This window comes from Angustibacter sp. Root456, from assembly GCF_001426435.1.
Lineage (GTDB): Bacteria > Actinomycetota > Actinomycetes > Actinomycetales > Angustibacteraceae > Angustibacter.
In genome coordinates this window covers 63,649-80,026 of sequence record NZ_LMER01000019.1, presented here as the reverse complement: position 1 = coordinate 80,026, position 16,378 = coordinate 63,649, and the positions used below count along the sequence as shown (strand labels likewise).

Below are 16,378 nucleotides of genomic sequence, written 5' to 3'. Positions count from 1 at the left end.
GCGTGGCGGCCCGTGTTGCACTGACAACCCCGGATGGTTCAGCAGCTGCCATCACGCCTTCGACCCACGGAGGACCGATGGACTTCCCCAGCGCGAGCGCCGACGACGTGATCAACTCGCCGGCCGACGTCGACCGCCTCGTCCGCGAGAACCTGCGCCTGGCCCGAGGCGTCGCGGGGCGCTACCGCGAGCGCGGCGAACAGTACGACGACCTGGTGCAGGTCGCGTGCCTCGGCCTGGTGAAGGCCGCCCAGAAGTACCGGCCCGAGGCGGGTTTCAACTTCGCCGCGTACGCGGTACCCACGATGACCGGCGAGCTGCGCCGCCACTTCCGCGACCGCGGCTGGGACGTGCGCCCGCCGCGCCGGCTGCAGGAGCTGCGCGGCCGGCTGCGCGACGCCGAGGACGTGCTGAGCCAGCGCCTCGCCCGCCGCCCCACCACGGGCGAGATGGCCGAGTACCTGGCCGTCGACAGCGACGAGGTCGACGAGGCGCGCATGGCCTCGGAGGGGTACAACGCGATCTCGCTCGACGCGCCCCCGCCGGGCACCGAGGCCTCGGACTGGGCCGGTGCCGACTCGGCAGCCGACGTGCACCTCGCGCACGCCCAGGGCGAGGCGTCGCAGATCGACGACCTCCTCGACGCGACGGCCGTGCGGCCGCTCATCAACCAGCTCACCGAGCGCGAGCAGCTGATCCTCGCCCTGCGGTTCTACGGCGGCGCGACGCAGCAGCAGATCGCCGACCGGATCGGCGTCACGCAGATGCAGGTCTCGCGCCTGCTCTCCCAGCTGCTGCAGCGACTCCGGCTCGCCGCGCTCGGCGAGCAGCCGCTCGCCGGCAGCGGAGTGCGGTGACGCGTGCCTGCACCTGAGCTGGTCGACGCCGTCGTCGTGGGCGGCGGTGTCAACGGGCTCGTCGCCGCCGCGACGCTGGCTGACCGCGGGTGGGACGTCGTGCTGCTCGAGGCGCACGAGGTGGGTGGCGCGGTGCGCTCGCAGCAGCGCGGCGACGCCGTCGTCGACCTCTTCAGTGCCTTCTATCCCCTGTCGGCCGGATCGCCTGTGCTGCAACGGCTTGAACTCGAGGCGCACGGTCTGAGATGGCGACGGGCGGACGCCGTCGTCGCGCAGCCGATGTCACCCGACGACGAGCGCGGCGCCGTCATCGAGCACGACCCGCAGCGCACGGCCGCCGGGCTCGACGCGTGGTACCCCGGCGACGGCGACCGCTGGTTGGAGCTGGTCGCCGAGTGGCGCCGCCTGCGCGGGCCGATGCTCGACGCGCTGCTCGGCCCGTGGCCCCCGGTGGGCGCGGCCGCGCGTCTTGCACGCGCCATGGGCGTCGCGGGCGCGCCACGCATGGCGCGCCTGCTGGCGCTGCCGGCCACCCGCATGGGTGAGGAGCTCTTCGGCGGCGAGGCGGCGCGCCAGCTCATCGTCGGCAACAGCCAGCACGCCGACATCCCACCGAATGCCGCCGGCAGCGGCGCGTTCGGCTGGCTGCTGTGCATGCTGGCCCAGGACGTCGGCTTCCCGGTGCCCGAGGGGGGCGCGGGCGAGCTCGCGCAGGCGCTGGCGCGGCGAGCACGCGCAGCCGGTGCCCGCGTGGAGGAGCACGTGCCCGTCGAGTCGGTCGAGGTCAGCGCAGGGCGCGCGACCGGCGTCCGCACCGCTGACGGGCGCGAGATCCGCGCCCGCCGCGGGGTGCTGGCCGCGCTCGACGTCGAGCTGCTGCTCGGCCACCTCGTCGGGCACTCGCACCTGCCGCGCTCCGCAGTCGACGACCTGCGCCGCTTCGAGCGCGACCTGCCCACGCTCAAGGTCAACTGGGTGCTGCCCCACGCCGTCCCGTGGCGGGCCAGCGCTGCCCGGCGGGCCGGCACCGTGCACGTCGGGCGCACGGTCGGCCCGTCCGTGCGGTGGGCCGCCGACCTCGACTCCGGTCGCACTCCCGACGACCCCTTCCTGCTCACCGGCCAGATGGCCACCGCCGACCCCACCCGCGCACCGGCAGGGCACGAGGTGCTGTGGGCCTACACGCACCTGCCGCGAGCCCTCGTGCACGCCGACGCCGCCACGCTCGAGCGGGTCGCGCGCGAGCACGTGCACCGGGTGAGCGACGTCATCGAGCGATACGCCCCCGGCGCGCTCGACGGCGCGTACGACCACTTCGTGCAGACGCCGCACGATCTGCAGGACGCCGACGCGAGCCTCGTGCGCGGAGCCCTCAACGGCGGGACGGCGCAGCTGCACCAGCAGCTCGTCCTGCGCCCGCTGCCCGGGACGTGGGGGGCCCGCCTGCCCATCGAGGGCCTCTACCTCGCCGGCGCGTCGGCCCACCCCGGGGGCGGCGTCCACGGCTCGTGCGGCCACAACGCCGCCGTCGCGGCACTGCACGACGCCGGGCTGCACGGGCGGCTCACCGCTCCCGTCCGCCGGGCGGCGCGGCGGCGGCTCTTCCCCGACCGCCAGGTCGGCCCGCCCGTCCGCTGATCGACCGAGGGGCGTCAGCGCTCGCGGACGTCGACGGCCTGCTCGCGCAGGGCGCGGGCCTGGGCCACCTGCTCGCGCTCGCGCTCGCGCTTCTTCTCGATGCCCCGGTCGTCGCGCACAGGGAGCTGCAGCTCCTCCGCCGCAGCCATCCCGGCCTGCAGTTGCCGGCTGCGCTCGATCTCCGAGTTCACCTCGGCTCCCAACAGCAGCGACAGGTTCGTGATCCACAGCCACAGCAAGAAGATGATCACTCCCGCTAGCGCCCCGTAGAACTTGCCGTAGTTGCTGAAGTTGGAGACGTAGATGCCGAAGCCGACCGACGCGACGGCCCACACGACCAGGGCGACGAAGGCGCCGAGGCTCATCCAGCGGAACTTCGGCTGCTTCACGTTCGGCGTGGCGTAGTAGAGGATCGCGATGATCACGACCGCCAGCGCGACGATCACGGGCCACTTGGCGACGTTCCAGACGGTGACGGCTACCGAGCTGAGGCCCAGCAGACGGCCGAGGGCCGCCGCGAGCGGACCGGTCACGACCAGGCCGAGCGCGATGAGCACCACGAGCAGCACGGCGACCAGCGTGATCAGCATCTGCAGCGGACGCAGCTTCCAGAACGGCCGACCCTCGTCGATCTCGTAGATGCGGTTCATCGCGCGGCCGAACGCGCCGACGTACGTCGACGCCGACCAGAGGGCGACGAGCACGCTCACGACCAGCGCCGGGCCGGCGGTCGTCGAGGTGCTGAGCTGGGTGAGCGGTCCGCGCACGGCCTCGGTGATCGAGCCCGCTCCGACATCGGACGCGACGCCCAGGAGCGTGTCGACCGTCTGCGGCCCCTTCCCGAACACGCCGATCAGGGACAGCACCGCAGTGGCCGCCGGGAAGATCGACAGCACCGCGTAGTAGGTGAGGGCGGCCGCGAGGTCGGTGCAGTCGTCGTCCATGAACTCGCGGAAGGCGTTCTTGGCCGCGAACTTCCACGAGGACTTGTGCAGGTCGGTGGGATCGGAGGGCTTGCGGGGGCTGTCGGGGTCGCCCGGGCGGTAGCTACTCACGAGTCGTCCTCTCGCTCGGTGCCCGTCGCGGCGCCGCGGCCCTCGGCGATGGCAGCCAGGCGGCGCAGCGACTCGACGTTGCGGTGGTGGAGCAGCGGGTCGATGACGGCGTCGGGCACCTTCGACAGCAGGCCCTCGTACATGTGCTCACGCATCTCGACGGTGCAGCGGCGGTCGCCCGCCGGCTCGATGGTCAAGGTGACCCGGCCGCGTCCCAGCGACAACACCGCCACGTCGAGCTCGATGCTCTCGTTGCGCGACCTCGCGATCACCGTGGTCTTGTCGTTGACCAAGAACGGCCAGGCACCGATGGAGTGGTGGATGCGCGCGCCCTCGTCGGGCCACGTGTCGTCGACGTCACGCACCCGCGAGGCCCCCACGACCCAGGCGGCGTAGCTCCAGCCGTCGGCGAGGACGTCGTACACGTGGGAGGCAGGCGCCTCGACGGTGTAGCGCGTGACAGCGGTCATGGGATGGCCTCAGCTCGGGACGGTGGACAGACGACGGACAGGGACCCTGGCAGCATCCCTGACCCCCTGCTACCCCGCGACCCAGCACGCAAACCGGGCCACCGACGCGACCCACCGTGCAGATCGTGCTGCAGCCGTGACCGGCGTCTCCCGACGACCGCGCATGACACGTCGCGCAGCGGGTACCACCTCAGGAGCCGACAACAGGAGGCGATGACGTGTCAGAACAGCAGTCCGGGCCCGTGGGGCCGCGCGAGGATGACGAGCTCAAGCACGACCACGAGGGGCTGCGTGGCCCCGGCACAGAGGGCAACGAGTGGCGCGAGCAGGGCACACCGCCCGGCATGACGCCGGCCGACGTCGAGGAGCGCTCGCAGCTCGCGCGCTTCCTCGACCCCTCGGCCTTCCCGGCGTCCGGCGAGGAGCTGGTGGCGGCCGCTCAGGCCAACCAGGCGCCGGACGTCGTGGTCGACCGGCTGCGCCGGCTCCCTGCCGGTGAGCAGTTCGAGAACACCCAGGACGTAGCCCGGGCCGCCGGGCTCGGGACGGAGGAGCGACGCACGTGAGCACCCACGACGACATGACGGGACGGGTGGCCGTGGTCACCGGCGGCGGCAGCGGTCTCGGCCGGGCGACGAGCATCGAGCTCGCCACCGCCGGGGCGCACGTCCTGGTGGCCGACGTCGACGCCGACGGCGCGCGGACGACGGTCGACCAGGTCGCGCAGGCCGGCGGCAAGGCGGAGGCGGTGCAGCTCGACGTCACCGACTCGGGCGCGGTGGACTCCTTCTTCACCGAGGCCTTCACCCAGCACGGCGCCGCCCTGGACTGCCTGGTCAACAACGCCGGCACCGACCGCGGCGCCAACGTCACCGAGGTCAGCGACGAGCAGTGGCACCAGGTCTTCGCCGTCAACGTGCACGGCCCGATGTACACCTCGCGGGCCTTCCTGCGCGGTGTGCTCGAGGCCGCGTCCGAGCGCGAGCGGCCAGCCGACATCGTCTCGGTGGTGTCGATCTCAGCGCTCACGGTGGGGGCCGGGGCCGGTGCGTACAACTCCTCGAAGGCCGCGCTGCTCAAGCTCACCGAGGTACTGCAGACCGAGGTGCGCGAGCAGTCGATGCCAGTGCGGGTCTGCGCGCTCAACCCGGCGGCGATGCACACGCCGATGATGGACCAGTGGAACCTGCCGGCCGAGCGGATGATGGAGCCGTCGGTGGTGGCAGGCCTGGTCCGCACGGCCGTGACGCTCGACCCGCGCGTCGTGCTGCAGACCGCCGTACTCACCCCGCGCGTGGAGTACTACCCGCGCTGATGGCGCTCGGCCACCGAGCCGGCCGCCGTCCCTTCCCCACCAACGTCTGGAGATCCCCTTGTCTCGCAACACCATCAGCCGCTCGCTGCACGACCTGGGCCTGTCGGCCTGGTTCGGCGGCACGCTGGCGAACGCCGTAGCCCTCAACGACGCCGCCGGGCACGCCGGTGACGACTCCGCGTCCGGCCGCGTCGCCAACGCCGGATGGGACGCCTGGACGCCGGTGAACGCCGCCGCGATCGGCGCGCACCTCATCGGCTCCGTGGGCCAGGTGGTCGGCAACCGCGGACGCATCGCCGGGCAGCGGGGCGTGGGCACCATGTCGGTGGGCAAGACGGCCCTCACCGCCGCTGCGCTGGGCGCCACCGCCTACAGCCGGGTGCTGGGCCGGCGCGTCTCGCACCAGCGCGACGTGCCCGTCGGTGACGGCACCAACCCGAGCTTCCAGACGCCTGAGCCGGTGGCCAAGGCTCAGCAGCAGCTCAAGATCCTGCAGTGGGTCGTCCCCGCGCTCACCGGCGCGCTCGTCGTCGTCAGCTCGTTCGCCGGCGAGCAGGAGCGGCCCAGCGAGGTCTCGCGCGGCCTGCTGGGTCGCGTCACCCGCCGCTGACCGTCCCCCTGCGGCAAATTCCCCGGAACTTGCACGCCTGCACCCCCTCAGGCGTAAGAGTTCCGGGGATCTTGTCGTGTCGGGCGGTCAGCCGGCGTCGGTGAGCAGACCCTGCGTGGCGACGGTCTCGCGGTCGAGGGTCTTGTAACCCTCTGAGTCGAAGAACACCGTGAGCCGGTCGGCGTCCAGGCTCATCACCGTGCCGCCACCCCACTCGGGGTGCTCGACCCGGTCGTCGACGGCGAGGTCGTCGTCCGGTCGAGCGACCTCGGCCCCGTGCGTGCGCGCCGCTGAGCCGCGGCGGCAGGTGTCGCAGTGGCCGCAGTCGGCATCGAGCTGCTCCCCGAAGTAGCCCAGCAGGTAGCGCCGTCGACAGCCCGTCGTCTCGGCGTAGCCGCGCATCATCTCCAGTCGCGAGCCCGCTCGCCGCCGTCCGGCGTCCGACTCCTCGGCCGCGCGCCGGACGGCGTCCCGCACCGTGACAGAGTCCTCCACCAGGTGCACCTCGCGCCCGTCCAGTTCGAGGATCCCGCTGTCCTGCAGCAGATTGAGGGCTCGCACGACGCGCCGACGGGTGGCGTCGACCTGCCCGGCCAGCTCGGCCACCGTCAGCGGTCGCGTCGCCTTCACCACGGCGGCGACCACGGCGCCCAGCAGCGCCGTGTCCGGTCGACCAGCGGACTGGAACCTGCGCAGCCCGAGGTCCTCGGCGCGGTAGAACAGGACGGCCTCGGCCGGCTCGCCGTCCCGGCCGGCCCGGCCGATCTCCTGGTAGTAGCTGTCGACGGAGTCGGTCACGTGCGCGTGGACGACGTACCGCACGTTGGGGGCGTCGATGCCCATGCCGAAGGCCGAGGTCGCGACGACGACGTCCAGGGCGCCGTCGAGGAACGCCTCGTGCACCGCCGTCCGGTCGACCGCCTTGCGGCCGGCGTGGTACGGCTGCACGCGAAGGCCCCGCTCGTGCAGGCCGTCAGCGAGCTCGAGCGTGTCCTTGCGGGTCGAGGTGTAGACGATGCCGGGGCCCGGCGCCGACGTCACGTGGTCGAGCATCGCGCTGCGCTGCCGGTCGGCGTCGCTGAACAGCTCGACCCTCAGGTCGATGTTCGGGCGGTCGAACCCGGCGACGACGACCGCGGGGTCACGCAGCCGCAGCCGCGCGCGGATCTCGTCGCGCACCGGCGGGCTCGCAGTGGCCGTGAGCGCGACGACGGGCGGGTCGCCCAGCCGTGAACGCAGGTCGCAGAGCCGCAGGTAGTCGGGACGGAAGTCGTGCCCCCACGACGAGACGCAGTGCGCCTCGTCGACGACGAGCAGCGACGGGCCGGAGTCGGCGAGGCGCGTCACCACGTCGTCGTCGGCGAGCTGCTCGGGTGACACGAAGGCGAACTCGACCTCGCCGTCCCGCAGCCGCCGCCACGACTCGCGGACGTCGGCCGCCCGGCGCCCGGAGTTGATCGCCACCGCCTCGACGCCGTGCGACCCGACGCGCTCGAGGGCGCCGACCTGGTCCTCCTGCAGCGAGATGAGCGGGCTCACGACCACGGTGGTGCCAGCCCGGGCCAGGCCCGCGACCTGGTAGACGGCCGACTTGCCGTGCCCGGTCGGCATGACGACCAGCGCGTCGCGGCCGGCGACGGCGGCCGTCATCGCCTCCAGCTGGCCGGGGCGCAGGTCGGTCCAGCCGAAGGTCTCACTGGCGATCTTCTGGGCGCGCGAGCGCGCCGACGAGAATGAGGTGACGTCGGACACAGAGGCCTTCGCTTCAGGTGGCCCACCGGGGGCGTGGGATCCGCCGGGGGCTGAAGCGGCCTGCCTCCGAGCCTCGCACGCCCCCGCAGCTGCGGCGACCGCAAGTGAGGACCAACGTCCCTGGGCCGGCTCAACCCGGCGCTCCTACGGTCGAGCCGGCGGCCGGACCGGGCCGCCATCGGACTGTGGAGGAGCACCTCGTGGACGCGCTGGACCTGGCCCGGTGGCAGTTCGGGATCGTCACGGTCTACCACTTCATGTTCGTGCCGCTCACGATCGGCCTGGCCCCCCTGGTCGCGATCATGCAGACGATCTGGGTGCGCACGAACGACGAGCGCTGGCTGCGGCTCACCAAGTTCTTCGGCAAGCTCTTCTTGATCAACTTCGCGATCGGCGTGGCCACCGGCATCGTGCAGGAGTTCCAGTTCGGCATGAACTGGAGCGAGTACTCGCGCTTCGTCGGCGACGTCTTCGGGGCCCCGCTCGCCATCGAGGGGCTCGCGGCCTTCTTCATCGAGTCGACGTTCCTCGGCCTGTGGATCTTCGGTTGGGACCGCCTGCCACGCAAGGTGCACCTCGCGACCATCTGGCTAGCCGCCCTGGGCACCTGGCTCTCGGCCTACTTCATCCTGGCCGCCAACTCGTTCATGCAGCACCCGGTGGGCGTGCGGTTCAACCCCGAGTCCGGCCGGGCCGAGCTGACGAGCATCTGGACGCTGCTCACCAACTCCACGACCCTCGCGACGTTCCCGCACACCGTGTCCGGCGCGCTGGTGGTGGCCGGTACGTTCGTCGCCGCCATCGCCACCTGGTGGGCGGTGCGGGCTCACCGGCGGTCCGACCTGCACGTGGCGGACACGTTCCGCGTCGCGATCCGGCTGGGTCTCGTCGCGCTGATCGTCGGCGGCGTGGGCACCGCCCTGTCCGGTGACGCGCAGGCCAAGCTGATGTTCAAGCAGCAGCCGATGAAGATGGCCGCCGCCGAGGCGCTGTGCCGCACCGAGGACGGCGCCGGCTTCAGCCTCTTCGCGGTCGGCGACGTCGAGAACCGCTGCGACGTCCGGCAGGTCACGATCCCCGGTCTGACGTCGTTCCTGGCCACCGGGTCGTTCGACTCGACCCTGAAGGGCGTCAAGGACCTCCAGACGGAGTACTCCGCCAAGTACGGGCCGGGCAGTTACGTGCCGATGCTGCCGGTCACGTACTGGTCGTTCCGGCTCATGATCGGGTTCGGCGCCGTGAGCGCCCTGCTCGCGCTGGCCGGCCTCTGGACGACGCGCCAGGGACGCACTCCCACGGACGCTCGGCTGGGTCGCCTGGCCCTGTGGGCGATCCCCGCACCGTTCCTGGCCAACGCGTTCGGCTGGATCTTCACGGAGATGGGGCGCCAACCCTGGGTCGTCGCACCCAACCCGTCGGGGGTCGACGGCGTCCGAATGCTCGTGCGCGACGGCGTCTCCAAGGTGTCTGCCGGCACGGTGCTCACCTCGCTGGTGTCGTTCGCGGTGGTCTACGGCGTGCTCGCCGTCGTGTGGTTCGGGCTGATGCGCCGCTACGCCGCCGAGGGCCTGCCCGACGTCACCACGACGGAGGTCCGCGACGAGGACTCCGACAAGCCCCTGTCGTTCGCCTACTGACGCAAGGAACCTGGAGCTCACGACCATGGAACTCACGACCGTCTGGTTCCTCCTCATCGCCGTGCTGTGGACCGGCTACCTGGTGCTCGAGGGCTTCGACTTCGGCGTCGGCATGCTGTTGCCCGTGGTGGGCCGCGGGGCGGACTCCGCCGGCACCGACACGCACCGACGGGTGCTGCTCAACACCATCGGCCCGGTCTGGGACGGCAACGAGGTGTGGCTGCTCGTGGCCGGTGGCGCGACGTTCGCCGCCTTCCCCGAGTGGTACGCCACCTTGTTCTCCGGTTTCTACCTGCCACTGCTGCTGATCCTGCTGGCGCTGATCGGCCGCGGCGTCGCCTTCGAGTACCGCGGCAAGGTCGACGACCCGGCGTGGCGCCGGCGGTGGGACCTCGTGATCATCGTGGGCTCGTTCCTGCCGTCGTTGCTGTGGGGCGTGGCGTTCGCCAACATCGTGCGCGGGGTGGCGATCGACGCAGACCGCCAGGTCACGTCGTCGCTGTTCGACCTGCTCAACCCGTACGCCCTGCTGGGCGGCCTCACGACGCTCACCCTCTTCGCGCTCCACGGCGCGGTCTTCCTGGCCCTGAAGTCCGGTGGTGCGGTGCGCGAGCGGGCCGGCCTGGTCGCGGCCCGGCTCGCGCCCGTCGCGCTCGTCGTCGCCGGAACGTTCGCCGTCTGGACCCAGCTGGCCCACGGCAAGGGGTGGACCTGGGCCGCCGTGGTCGTCGCCGCCGTGGCCCTCCTCGGTGCGGTCGCCGCCACCCGGGTGCGGCGCGAGGGCGTGGCCTTCGTGCTGACGACCCTCGTCATCGTCGCGGCGGTGGTGCTGATCTTCGGCAGCCTGTTCCCGAACGTCATGCCGTCGACCACCGACCCGGCGTTCAGCCTGACCACCAGCAACGCGGCCTCGACGCCGTACACGCTGAAGGTGATGACCTGGATCGCCGTCGGCCTCACGCCGTTCGTGCTGCTGTACCAGGGCTGGACCTACTGGGTCTTCCGCCAGCGGATCAGCGCCGAGCACATCCCCGCGCACACTGGCCTACCCGGACGCCGACGCCTTCCCGCCCAGCGGGGCGTCCCCACGCAGCGACACTGACATGCGCCCCCTCGATCCCCGGCTGCTCCGGCATGCGCACGCGGCGCGCGGGTACGTCGCGCTGACCGGCGGACTCGGGGTCGCGACCGCCGGACTCGCTGTGGCGCAGGCGTTCCTGCTCGGTGGCGTGATCAGCGCGGTCGTGGCGGGCGCGTCGACGGCCGAGCAGACGCGGTCCCTCGCCTGGCTGGCCGCCGTCGTCGTGGCCCGCGCAGCCGTCGTCTGGGCTCAGGAGCGGTACGGCGAGCGGGCGGCCGTCGCGGTGGTCGCCGACCTGCGTCACCAGGTCACGGCGCGAGCCGTCGCCCTGGGGCCGGCCTACCTGGACGCCGCCACTCGGACGTCGGTCACGACCCTCGTCACCGACGGGCTGGAGGCGTTGCGGCCGTATCTGTCGAGGTACCTGCCTCAGCTGGTCATGACCGCGCTGGTGACGCCGGCCCTGCTGCTCGCCGTCCTCACGCAGGACCTCATCTCGGCGGCGACGATCGCTGTGACGATCCCGCTCGTCCCGGCGTTCATGGCTCTCGTGGGCTGGATGACTCAGGCGACGGCGGCGCGGCGCCTGGTGACCATGCAGCGGCTTGGCTCGCAGGTGCTCGACCTGCTGGCCGGCCTGCCCACGCTGGTGGCGCTCGGCCGCGAGCGCGGTCCGGCCGCTCGGGTGCGCGAGCTCGGCGAGGCGCACCGTCAGGCCACCACCGCGACGCTGCGCACGGCGTTCCTGTCCGCCCTGGTGCTCGAGCTGCTCACCACCCTCTCGGTGGCCCTGGTGGCGGTGGGCGTCGGGCTGCGCCTGCTCTCGGGGCACCTCGACCTCCGAACCGCCCTGGTGGTGCTGATCCTGGCGCCCGAGGTCTACCTCCCGCTGCGCCAGGTGGGCGCGCAGTTCCACGCCAGCACCGACGGCCTCGCTGCCGCTGACGCGGCGTTCGCGGTGCTCGACCGCGCGGTGCCTGGGACGGGTTCGCAGTCGGCCCCCGACCTGAGCCACGCCACCATCGAGGTGCACGGCGTGCGCGTCGACCACCCGGGACGCCGTCACCCGGCACCGCACGACGGCTCGCTCACCCTGCGCCCCGGTACCGTCACCGCCCTGGTGGGCAGCAGCGGCTGCGGCAAGTCGACGCTCGCCGAGGTGGTGCTCGGCCTTCGTTCGCCCGATGCCGGTGCGGTCACGGTCGTCAGCGCCGATGGCACACGCACCGCGCTCGCCGACGTCGAGCGTCGCTCCTGGCTCGCGCAGTGCGCCTGGCTCGGGCAGCAGCCGCTCGTCGTGCCGGGCACCCTGCGCGAGAACGTCGCGCTGTTCGGCCGCCTCGACGACGCGCAGCTCGCGGCGGCCGCCGACCGGGCCGGTCTCGCCGAGGTGGTCGCGAGGCTCCCCGACGGCTGGCAGACACGCCTCGGCGCAGGCGGTGTCGGCCTGTCGGCCGGCCAGCGCCAGCGGCTCGCGCTGGCCCGCGTGCTGGCCAGCCCGGCGCAGCTCGTGGTGCTCGACGAGCCGAGCGCCCACCTGGACGCCGACACCGAGCGCTACGTGCAGGACGCCGTCGCCGAGCTGCGGGCTGAGGGACGCACCGTGCTCGTCGTGGCGCACCGGCCCGCGCTGGTGGCTGAGGCCGACCAGGTCGTCGACCTCTCTGCACTGCCGCAGGTGGCGTGATGGCGCTGCGCCGGGTGGTCGCCGCCCTGGAGCCGTCACCTGGCCGCGTGCTCGGCGCGGTGGCCGCTGGAAGCGCCGCGCTGGGCAGCGCCGTCGCGCTGGCGGCGGTGTCGGCCTGGCTGATCTCACGCGCCGCCGAGCACCCACCGGTGCTCGACCTGTCGGTGGCCGTGGTGGCCGTGCGGGCGCTCGGCATCTCGCGCGGCACCTTCCGGTACGTCGAACGGCTGGCCTCGCACGACGTCGCGCTGCGAGGTGTCGTGCGGCTGCGCGAACGGCTCTACGAGCGGCTCGCCTGGGCCGACCGCGCAGTGGTCAGCGGGCTGCGCAGCGGTGAGCTGCTGTCGCGGGTCGGCGCGGACGTCGACCTGGTGGCCGACGTCGTCGTGCGCGGTCTGCTCCCCTTCGCGGTCGCGGCCGTCGTCTGCACCGCGACGATCACGCTGCTGGCGTGGGTGCTGCCGGTGGCGGCGACCGTCGTGGGCGTCGCGCTCGTGCTGGCGCTCGTCGCCGCCCCACGACTCGCCGCGGTGGGCGCAGGACGCTACGAGCGGGCCGCCGACGGCACCCGCGCAGAGGTCTCGGCTCAGGTGCACGCCCTCCTGGACGGCGCCACCGAGCTCACGGTGGCTGGGCGGGTCGACGAGCGGTTGGCGCTGCTGCGCGAGGTCGACGCGCGCCGGGGTCGCGAGCTCGACCGCGCTGCACGTCCCGGCGCCTGGGCGGCCGCCCTGAGCGCCCTGCTCACCGGGCTCGCCGTCGTCGGCGCCCTCGCCGTCGGGGCGGCGGCCACGGCGTCCGGCCGGCTCGACGGCGTGCTGCTGGCTGTCGTGACGCTGACGCCGCTGGCCCTGGTGGAGGTCGTCGCGCCTCTCCCCGCGGCCGCGGTGGCCGTAGTGCGCGCGCGCGGGGCGGCCGAGCGGCTGACCGCCCTCCTGGACGCCCCACCGGCGCACAGCGCCGCCGAGCGCCCGGTGCCGACCGGGCCGCAGCACCTGCGCGCCGACGGCGTCGACGTCGGCTGGCCCGGCTCGACGCCGGTGCTGCGCGGGGTCACGCTCGACCTCGAGCCGGGGCGGGTCGTGGCCGTCGTCGGCGCGAGCGGCGCGGGCAAGTCGACGCTGCTGCGCACTCTGGCGGGGCTGCTGGAGCCGTTGCGCGGCAGCGTGTCTCTGGACGGCGTGGCGTTGGCCGACCTCGATCCCACCGCCCTGCGACGCACGGTCACGCTCACCGCCGAGGACGCGCACCTGTTCGCCACCACGCTGCGCGACAACCTGCTCGTCGCGCGTGGCGACGCCACCGACGACCAGCTCTGGGCGGCCCTGCGGCTGGTGCACCTCGAGCCGTGGGCCGCCGCCCTGGGCGACGGCCTCGAGACCGTGCTCGATCCGGGGTCGGTGTCCGGAGGCGAGCGCCGGCGGCTGCTGCTCGCGCGGGCGCTGCTCGTCGGCAGCGCCGTGGTGCTCCTCGACGAGCCGGCGGAGCACCTCGACCCGGTGCTCGCCGACCGCCTCCTGCGCGATCTCGTCGGCGCGGCCCGGGCTCGCGGGGTCACCATGGTCGTGGTGACCCATCGCCTCGAACCGCTCGACTGCGTGGACGAGGTCGTGACGATCGAGGCCGCGCAGGTCACCGCGCACAGCACGGAGGGGCGGTGGACGTCGACCAGCGCGTTGGTCTGAGCGACGCGGACGCCGCGGCCCGGCTCGCCGCGTCCGGGCCCAACCTGCTGCCTCGTCCCCCTCGGGTGCACCCGCTGCACCTGCTGGGGGCCCAGCTGGTGCACTTCTTCGCCGTCATGCTGTGGGTCGCCGCCGGCCTGGCGCTGCTCGCCGGGATGCCCGCGCTGTCGGTGGCGATCGCCGTCGTCGTGCTGCTCAACGGTGGCTTCTCGTTCGCCCAGGAGTACCGCGCCGACCGAGCCGCCGAGCGGCTGGCCGACCTCATGCCGGCACGAGCGAGGGTCCGGCGCGACGGCCGCACGCGGGTCGTCGACGCCGCGGAGCTGGTGGTCGACGACGTCGTCGTGCTCGAGGCCGGTGACCGCGTCGGCGCCGACGTCCGGCTGCTAGGGGGATCTCGCATCAGCCTGAACGAGGCGATGCTCACCGGAGAGAGCGCCCCCGTCGTTGCGGCAGAAGGTGATCCGGCGCACGCCGGCACCTACGTCGTCGAGGGTGCCGCGACGGCCGTCGTCACCGCGATCGGCGTCTCGACGCGGCTGGCCGGTATCGCGACGGCGACCCAGAACGCCGTCCGGCCGCGCAGCCCGCTCGCCCGTGAGCTCCATCGCGTGGTGCGGGTGGTCGCCGTGGTGGCCGTCGCCGTCGGCGTGGCGTTCTTCGCGGTGTCCCTGCTGCTCGGCAAGGGTGGGTCCGAGAGCTTCCTGTTCGCCGTCGGCGTCACGGTCGCCCTCGTGCCCGAGGGCCTGCTGCCGACGGTGACCCTGTCCCTCGCCCGCGCGGCGCAGCGGATGGCCGGCCGCCACGCGCTCGTCCGGCGCCTGGAGTCGGTCGAGACGCTCGGGTCGACCACGTACATCTGCACCGACAAGACGGGCACCCTGACCCTCGGGGTGATGTCGGTGGTGGAGGTGTGGACGCCGGACGGCACCGTCACCGTGACGGGCGCCGAGTACGCGCCGACGGGCGTCATCACCGGCGTGGCCGCGGCCCGGGTGGCGCTGCACCGCGCTGCCACCAGTGCGACGCGCTGCGCGCCGCACGCGCACGCCGCCACCAGTGCGACGCGCTGCGCGCCGCACGCGCACGCCGTCGAGCGGGGCGGCACCTGGCTGCCGGTGGGTGACCCCATGGAGGTGGCGCTGCACGTCCTGGGTGAGCGCGCTGCCGTCGTCCCCTCGCCGCTGCCGCTGGCCCAGCACCCGTTCGACCCCCGGCGGCGGCGGTCGTCGGTGGTCGATGCGGAAGGCGTCCACGTGATCGGCGCCCCGGACTCCGTCCTGCCCGTCTGCCGCACCTCCCACCCCGACGCCGACGCCGCCGTCGACGCGCTCACCCGCCGCGGCCTGCGAGTGCTCGCCGTCGCCCACCGCGCGGCGACGCCGCCTGACGAGTCGCCCCACACCTCGAACGCCGCCGTCGAGCGCGACCTGCAGCTGCTCGGTGTCATCGCCCTCGAGGACCCGCCCCGACCGGACGTCGCGGACGCCATCGCGTCGTGCCGCCTGGCCGGCATCCGCATCGCCATGGTGACGGGCGACCACCCGGCCACGGCCCTGTCGATCGCGCGCGAGGTGGGGCTGGTCGGCGGCGAGGCGCTCGTCGTCGCCGGCGACGAGCTGCCCTCCGACGACGGCGCGCTCGGTGAGCTGCTCGACCGCGACGAGGTCGTGGTCGCCCGGGTCACGCCCGAGGACAAGCTGCGCATCGCCCGCGCCCTGCAGGCGAGGGGGCACGTGGTGGCGATGACCGGTGACGGCGTCAACGACGGCCCGGCGCTGCGTACGGCCGACATCGGGATCGCGATGGGCGCCTCGGGCACCGACGTCGCCCGCGAGGCCGCCGACATGGTGCTGCTGGACGACCACTTCGGCACGATCGTCGCCGCCGTCGAGCTGGGCCGGTCGACCTTCGCGAACATCCGCCGGTTCCTGACGTACCACCTCACCGACAACGTGGCGGAGCTGACGCCGTTCGTCGTGTGGGCGCTGTCGGGTGGCTCGGTGCCGCTCGCGATCACGGTGCTGCAGGTGCTGGCCCTCGACATCGGCACCGACCTGCTGCCCGCACTCGCGCTGGGCGCCGAGCAGCCGAGCCGGTACACCATGGTCGGACGGCGGCGGCAGCGTTCCCTGATCGACCGGTCGGTGGCGGCGCGCGCCTTCGGTGTGCTCGGGCCGGCAGAGGCCGCCGGGTCGATGGCGGCGTTCATCGCGGTGCTGTTGCTCGGCGGCTGGCACGTCGGGGTCGCACCCTCGGCCACGCTGCTCGCCACGGCGTCCGGCACGGCGTTCACCGCCATCGTGCTCGGGCAGCTCGCGAACGCCTTCGCGTGCCGCAGCGAGAGCCGCTGGGTCGGTCGCACCGGCCTGCGCGGCAACCGGTTGCTGCTGCTCGCCGTGGCCGTGGAGCTGTTGACCCTGCTGGTGTTCCTCGTCCTTCCCCCGTTGCCGGAGCTGCTCCGAGGGCAGCTGCCCACCCCCGTCGGGTGGGGCCTCGCGCTGCTCACCCCGCCCCTCGTGCTGGCCGCCGACACCGCCGCCAAGGCGGCCCGACGACGGGACGTTCGCCCTCAGTGAGGGCCGACGCGG

13 protein-coding genes are annotated in these 16,378 nt (G+C 73.6%); 10 read left to right on the top strand and 3 right to left on the bottom strand.

Annotated features, from left to right (window positions below; genetic code table 11):
• Positions 1-77: 77 nt before the first annotated feature.
• Together ASD06_RS13775 and ASD06_RS13770 are read left to right on the top strand one after the other, a co-directional pair.
• Entirely contained in the window at positions 78-857 is a 780-nt protein-coding gene (locus ASD06_RS13775; RefSeq protein WP_056678803.1) for a sigma-70 family RNA polymerase sigma factor, read from the top strand.
• A gap of 3 nt (positions 858-860) precedes the next feature.
• Entirely contained in the window at positions 861-2,495 is a 1,635-nt protein-coding gene (locus tag ASD06_RS13770) for an NAD(P)/FAD-dependent oxidoreductase (protein ID WP_056678800.1), read from the top strand.
• A gap of 14 nt (positions 2,496-2,509) precedes the next feature.
• Here the strand turns inward: ASD06_RS13770 and ASD06_RS13765 are convergent, their stop codons facing one another.
• Both ASD06_RS13765 and ASD06_RS13760 read right to left on the bottom strand, forming a co-directional pair.
• Positions 2,510-3,550, bottom strand: coding sequence for a YihY/virulence factor BrkB family protein (locus tag ASD06_RS13765; RefSeq protein ID WP_056678797.1), 1,041 nt, complete (start codon positions 3,548-3,550; stop codon positions 2,510-2,512).
• The gene (locus ASD06_RS13760; RefSeq protein ID WP_056678794.1) at positions 3,547-4,020 is read right to left on the bottom strand and encodes an SRPBCC family protein; all 474 of its coding nucleotides are present in this window, start codon (positions 4,018-4,020) and stop codon (positions 3,547-3,549) included. Before ASD06_RS13760 ends, ASD06_RS13765 begins: the two co-directional genes overlap by 4 nt.
• Before the next feature lie 218 nt (positions 4,021-4,238).
• Between ASD06_RS13760 and ASD06_RS19445 the strand changes: the two genes are divergently transcribed.
• The 3 genes from ASD06_RS19445 to ASD06_RS13745 are packed head-to-tail and all read left to right on the top strand — an operon-like array spanning position 4,239 to position 5,945.
• On the top strand, positions 4,239-4,586 hold the full coding sequence (locus ASD06_RS19445) for a DUF2795 domain-containing protein (protein WP_200942213.1): 348 nt from the start codon (positions 4,239-4,241) through the stop codon (positions 4,584-4,586).
• Positions 4,583-5,335: an SDR family NAD(P)-dependent oxidoreductase gene (locus ASD06_RS13750; protein WP_056678791.1), complete on the top strand. Its 753-nt coding sequence runs from the start codon at positions 4,583-4,585 to the stop codon at positions 5,333-5,335. Before ASD06_RS19445 ends, ASD06_RS13750 begins: the two co-directional genes overlap by 4 nt.
• Before the next feature lie 58 nt (positions 5,336-5,393).
• The gene (locus ASD06_RS13745; protein WP_056678788.1) at positions 5,394-5,945 is read left to right on the top strand and encodes a hypothetical protein; all 552 of its coding nucleotides are present in this window, start codon (positions 5,394-5,396) and stop codon (positions 5,943-5,945) included.
• An 87-nt stretch (positions 5,946-6,032) separates the two neighbouring features.
• On the opposite strand, the gene ASD06_RS13740 is transcribed toward ASD06_RS13745, so the two are convergent.
• A complete protein-coding gene (locus ASD06_RS13740; protein ID WP_056678786.1) occupies positions 6,033-7,697 on the bottom strand; it encodes a RecQ family ATP-dependent DNA helicase in 1,665 nt (554 codons plus the stop codon).
• A 200-nt stretch (positions 7,698-7,897) separates the two neighbouring features.
• Here ASD06_RS13740 and ASD06_RS13735 point away from each other — a divergent pair, with 200 nt between their 5' ends.
• From ASD06_RS13735 to ASD06_RS13715, 5 genes are read left to right on the top strand one after another with little or no spacing between them, the layout of a single operon-like run.
• Positions 7,898-9,334, top strand: a complete 1,437-nt coding sequence (locus ASD06_RS13735; RefSeq protein ID WP_056679304.1) for a cytochrome ubiquinol oxidase subunit I — start codon at positions 7,898-7,900, stop codon at positions 9,332-9,334.
• A gap of 25 nt (positions 9,335-9,359) precedes the next feature.
• On the top strand, positions 9,360-10,436 hold the full coding sequence (cydB, locus tag ASD06_RS13730; RefSeq protein WP_056678782.1) for a cytochrome d ubiquinol oxidase subunit II: 1,077 nt from the start codon (positions 9,360-9,362) through the stop codon (positions 10,434-10,436).
• A 1-nt stretch (position 10,437) separates the two neighbouring features.
• Complete coding sequence (cydD, locus tag ASD06_RS13725; protein ID WP_056678780.1) at positions 10,438-12,102, top strand: thiol reductant ABC exporter subunit CydD; 1,665 nt, start codon at positions 10,438-10,440, stop codon at positions 12,100-12,102.
• Positions 12,102-13,787, top strand: a complete 1,686-nt coding sequence (gene cydC / locus ASD06_RS13720; protein ID WP_056678775.1) for a thiol reductant ABC exporter subunit CydC — start codon at positions 12,102-12,104, stop codon at positions 13,785-13,787. The genes cydD and cydC overlap by 1 nt, the downstream gene beginning before the upstream one ends.
• Positions 13,760-16,366, top strand: coding sequence for a cation-transporting P-type ATPase (locus ASD06_RS13715; RefSeq protein WP_056678771.1), 2,607 nt, complete (start codon positions 13,760-13,762; stop codon positions 16,364-16,366). Before cydC ends, ASD06_RS13715 begins: the two co-directional genes overlap by 28 nt.
• Positions 16,367-16,378 lie beyond the last annotated feature (12 nt).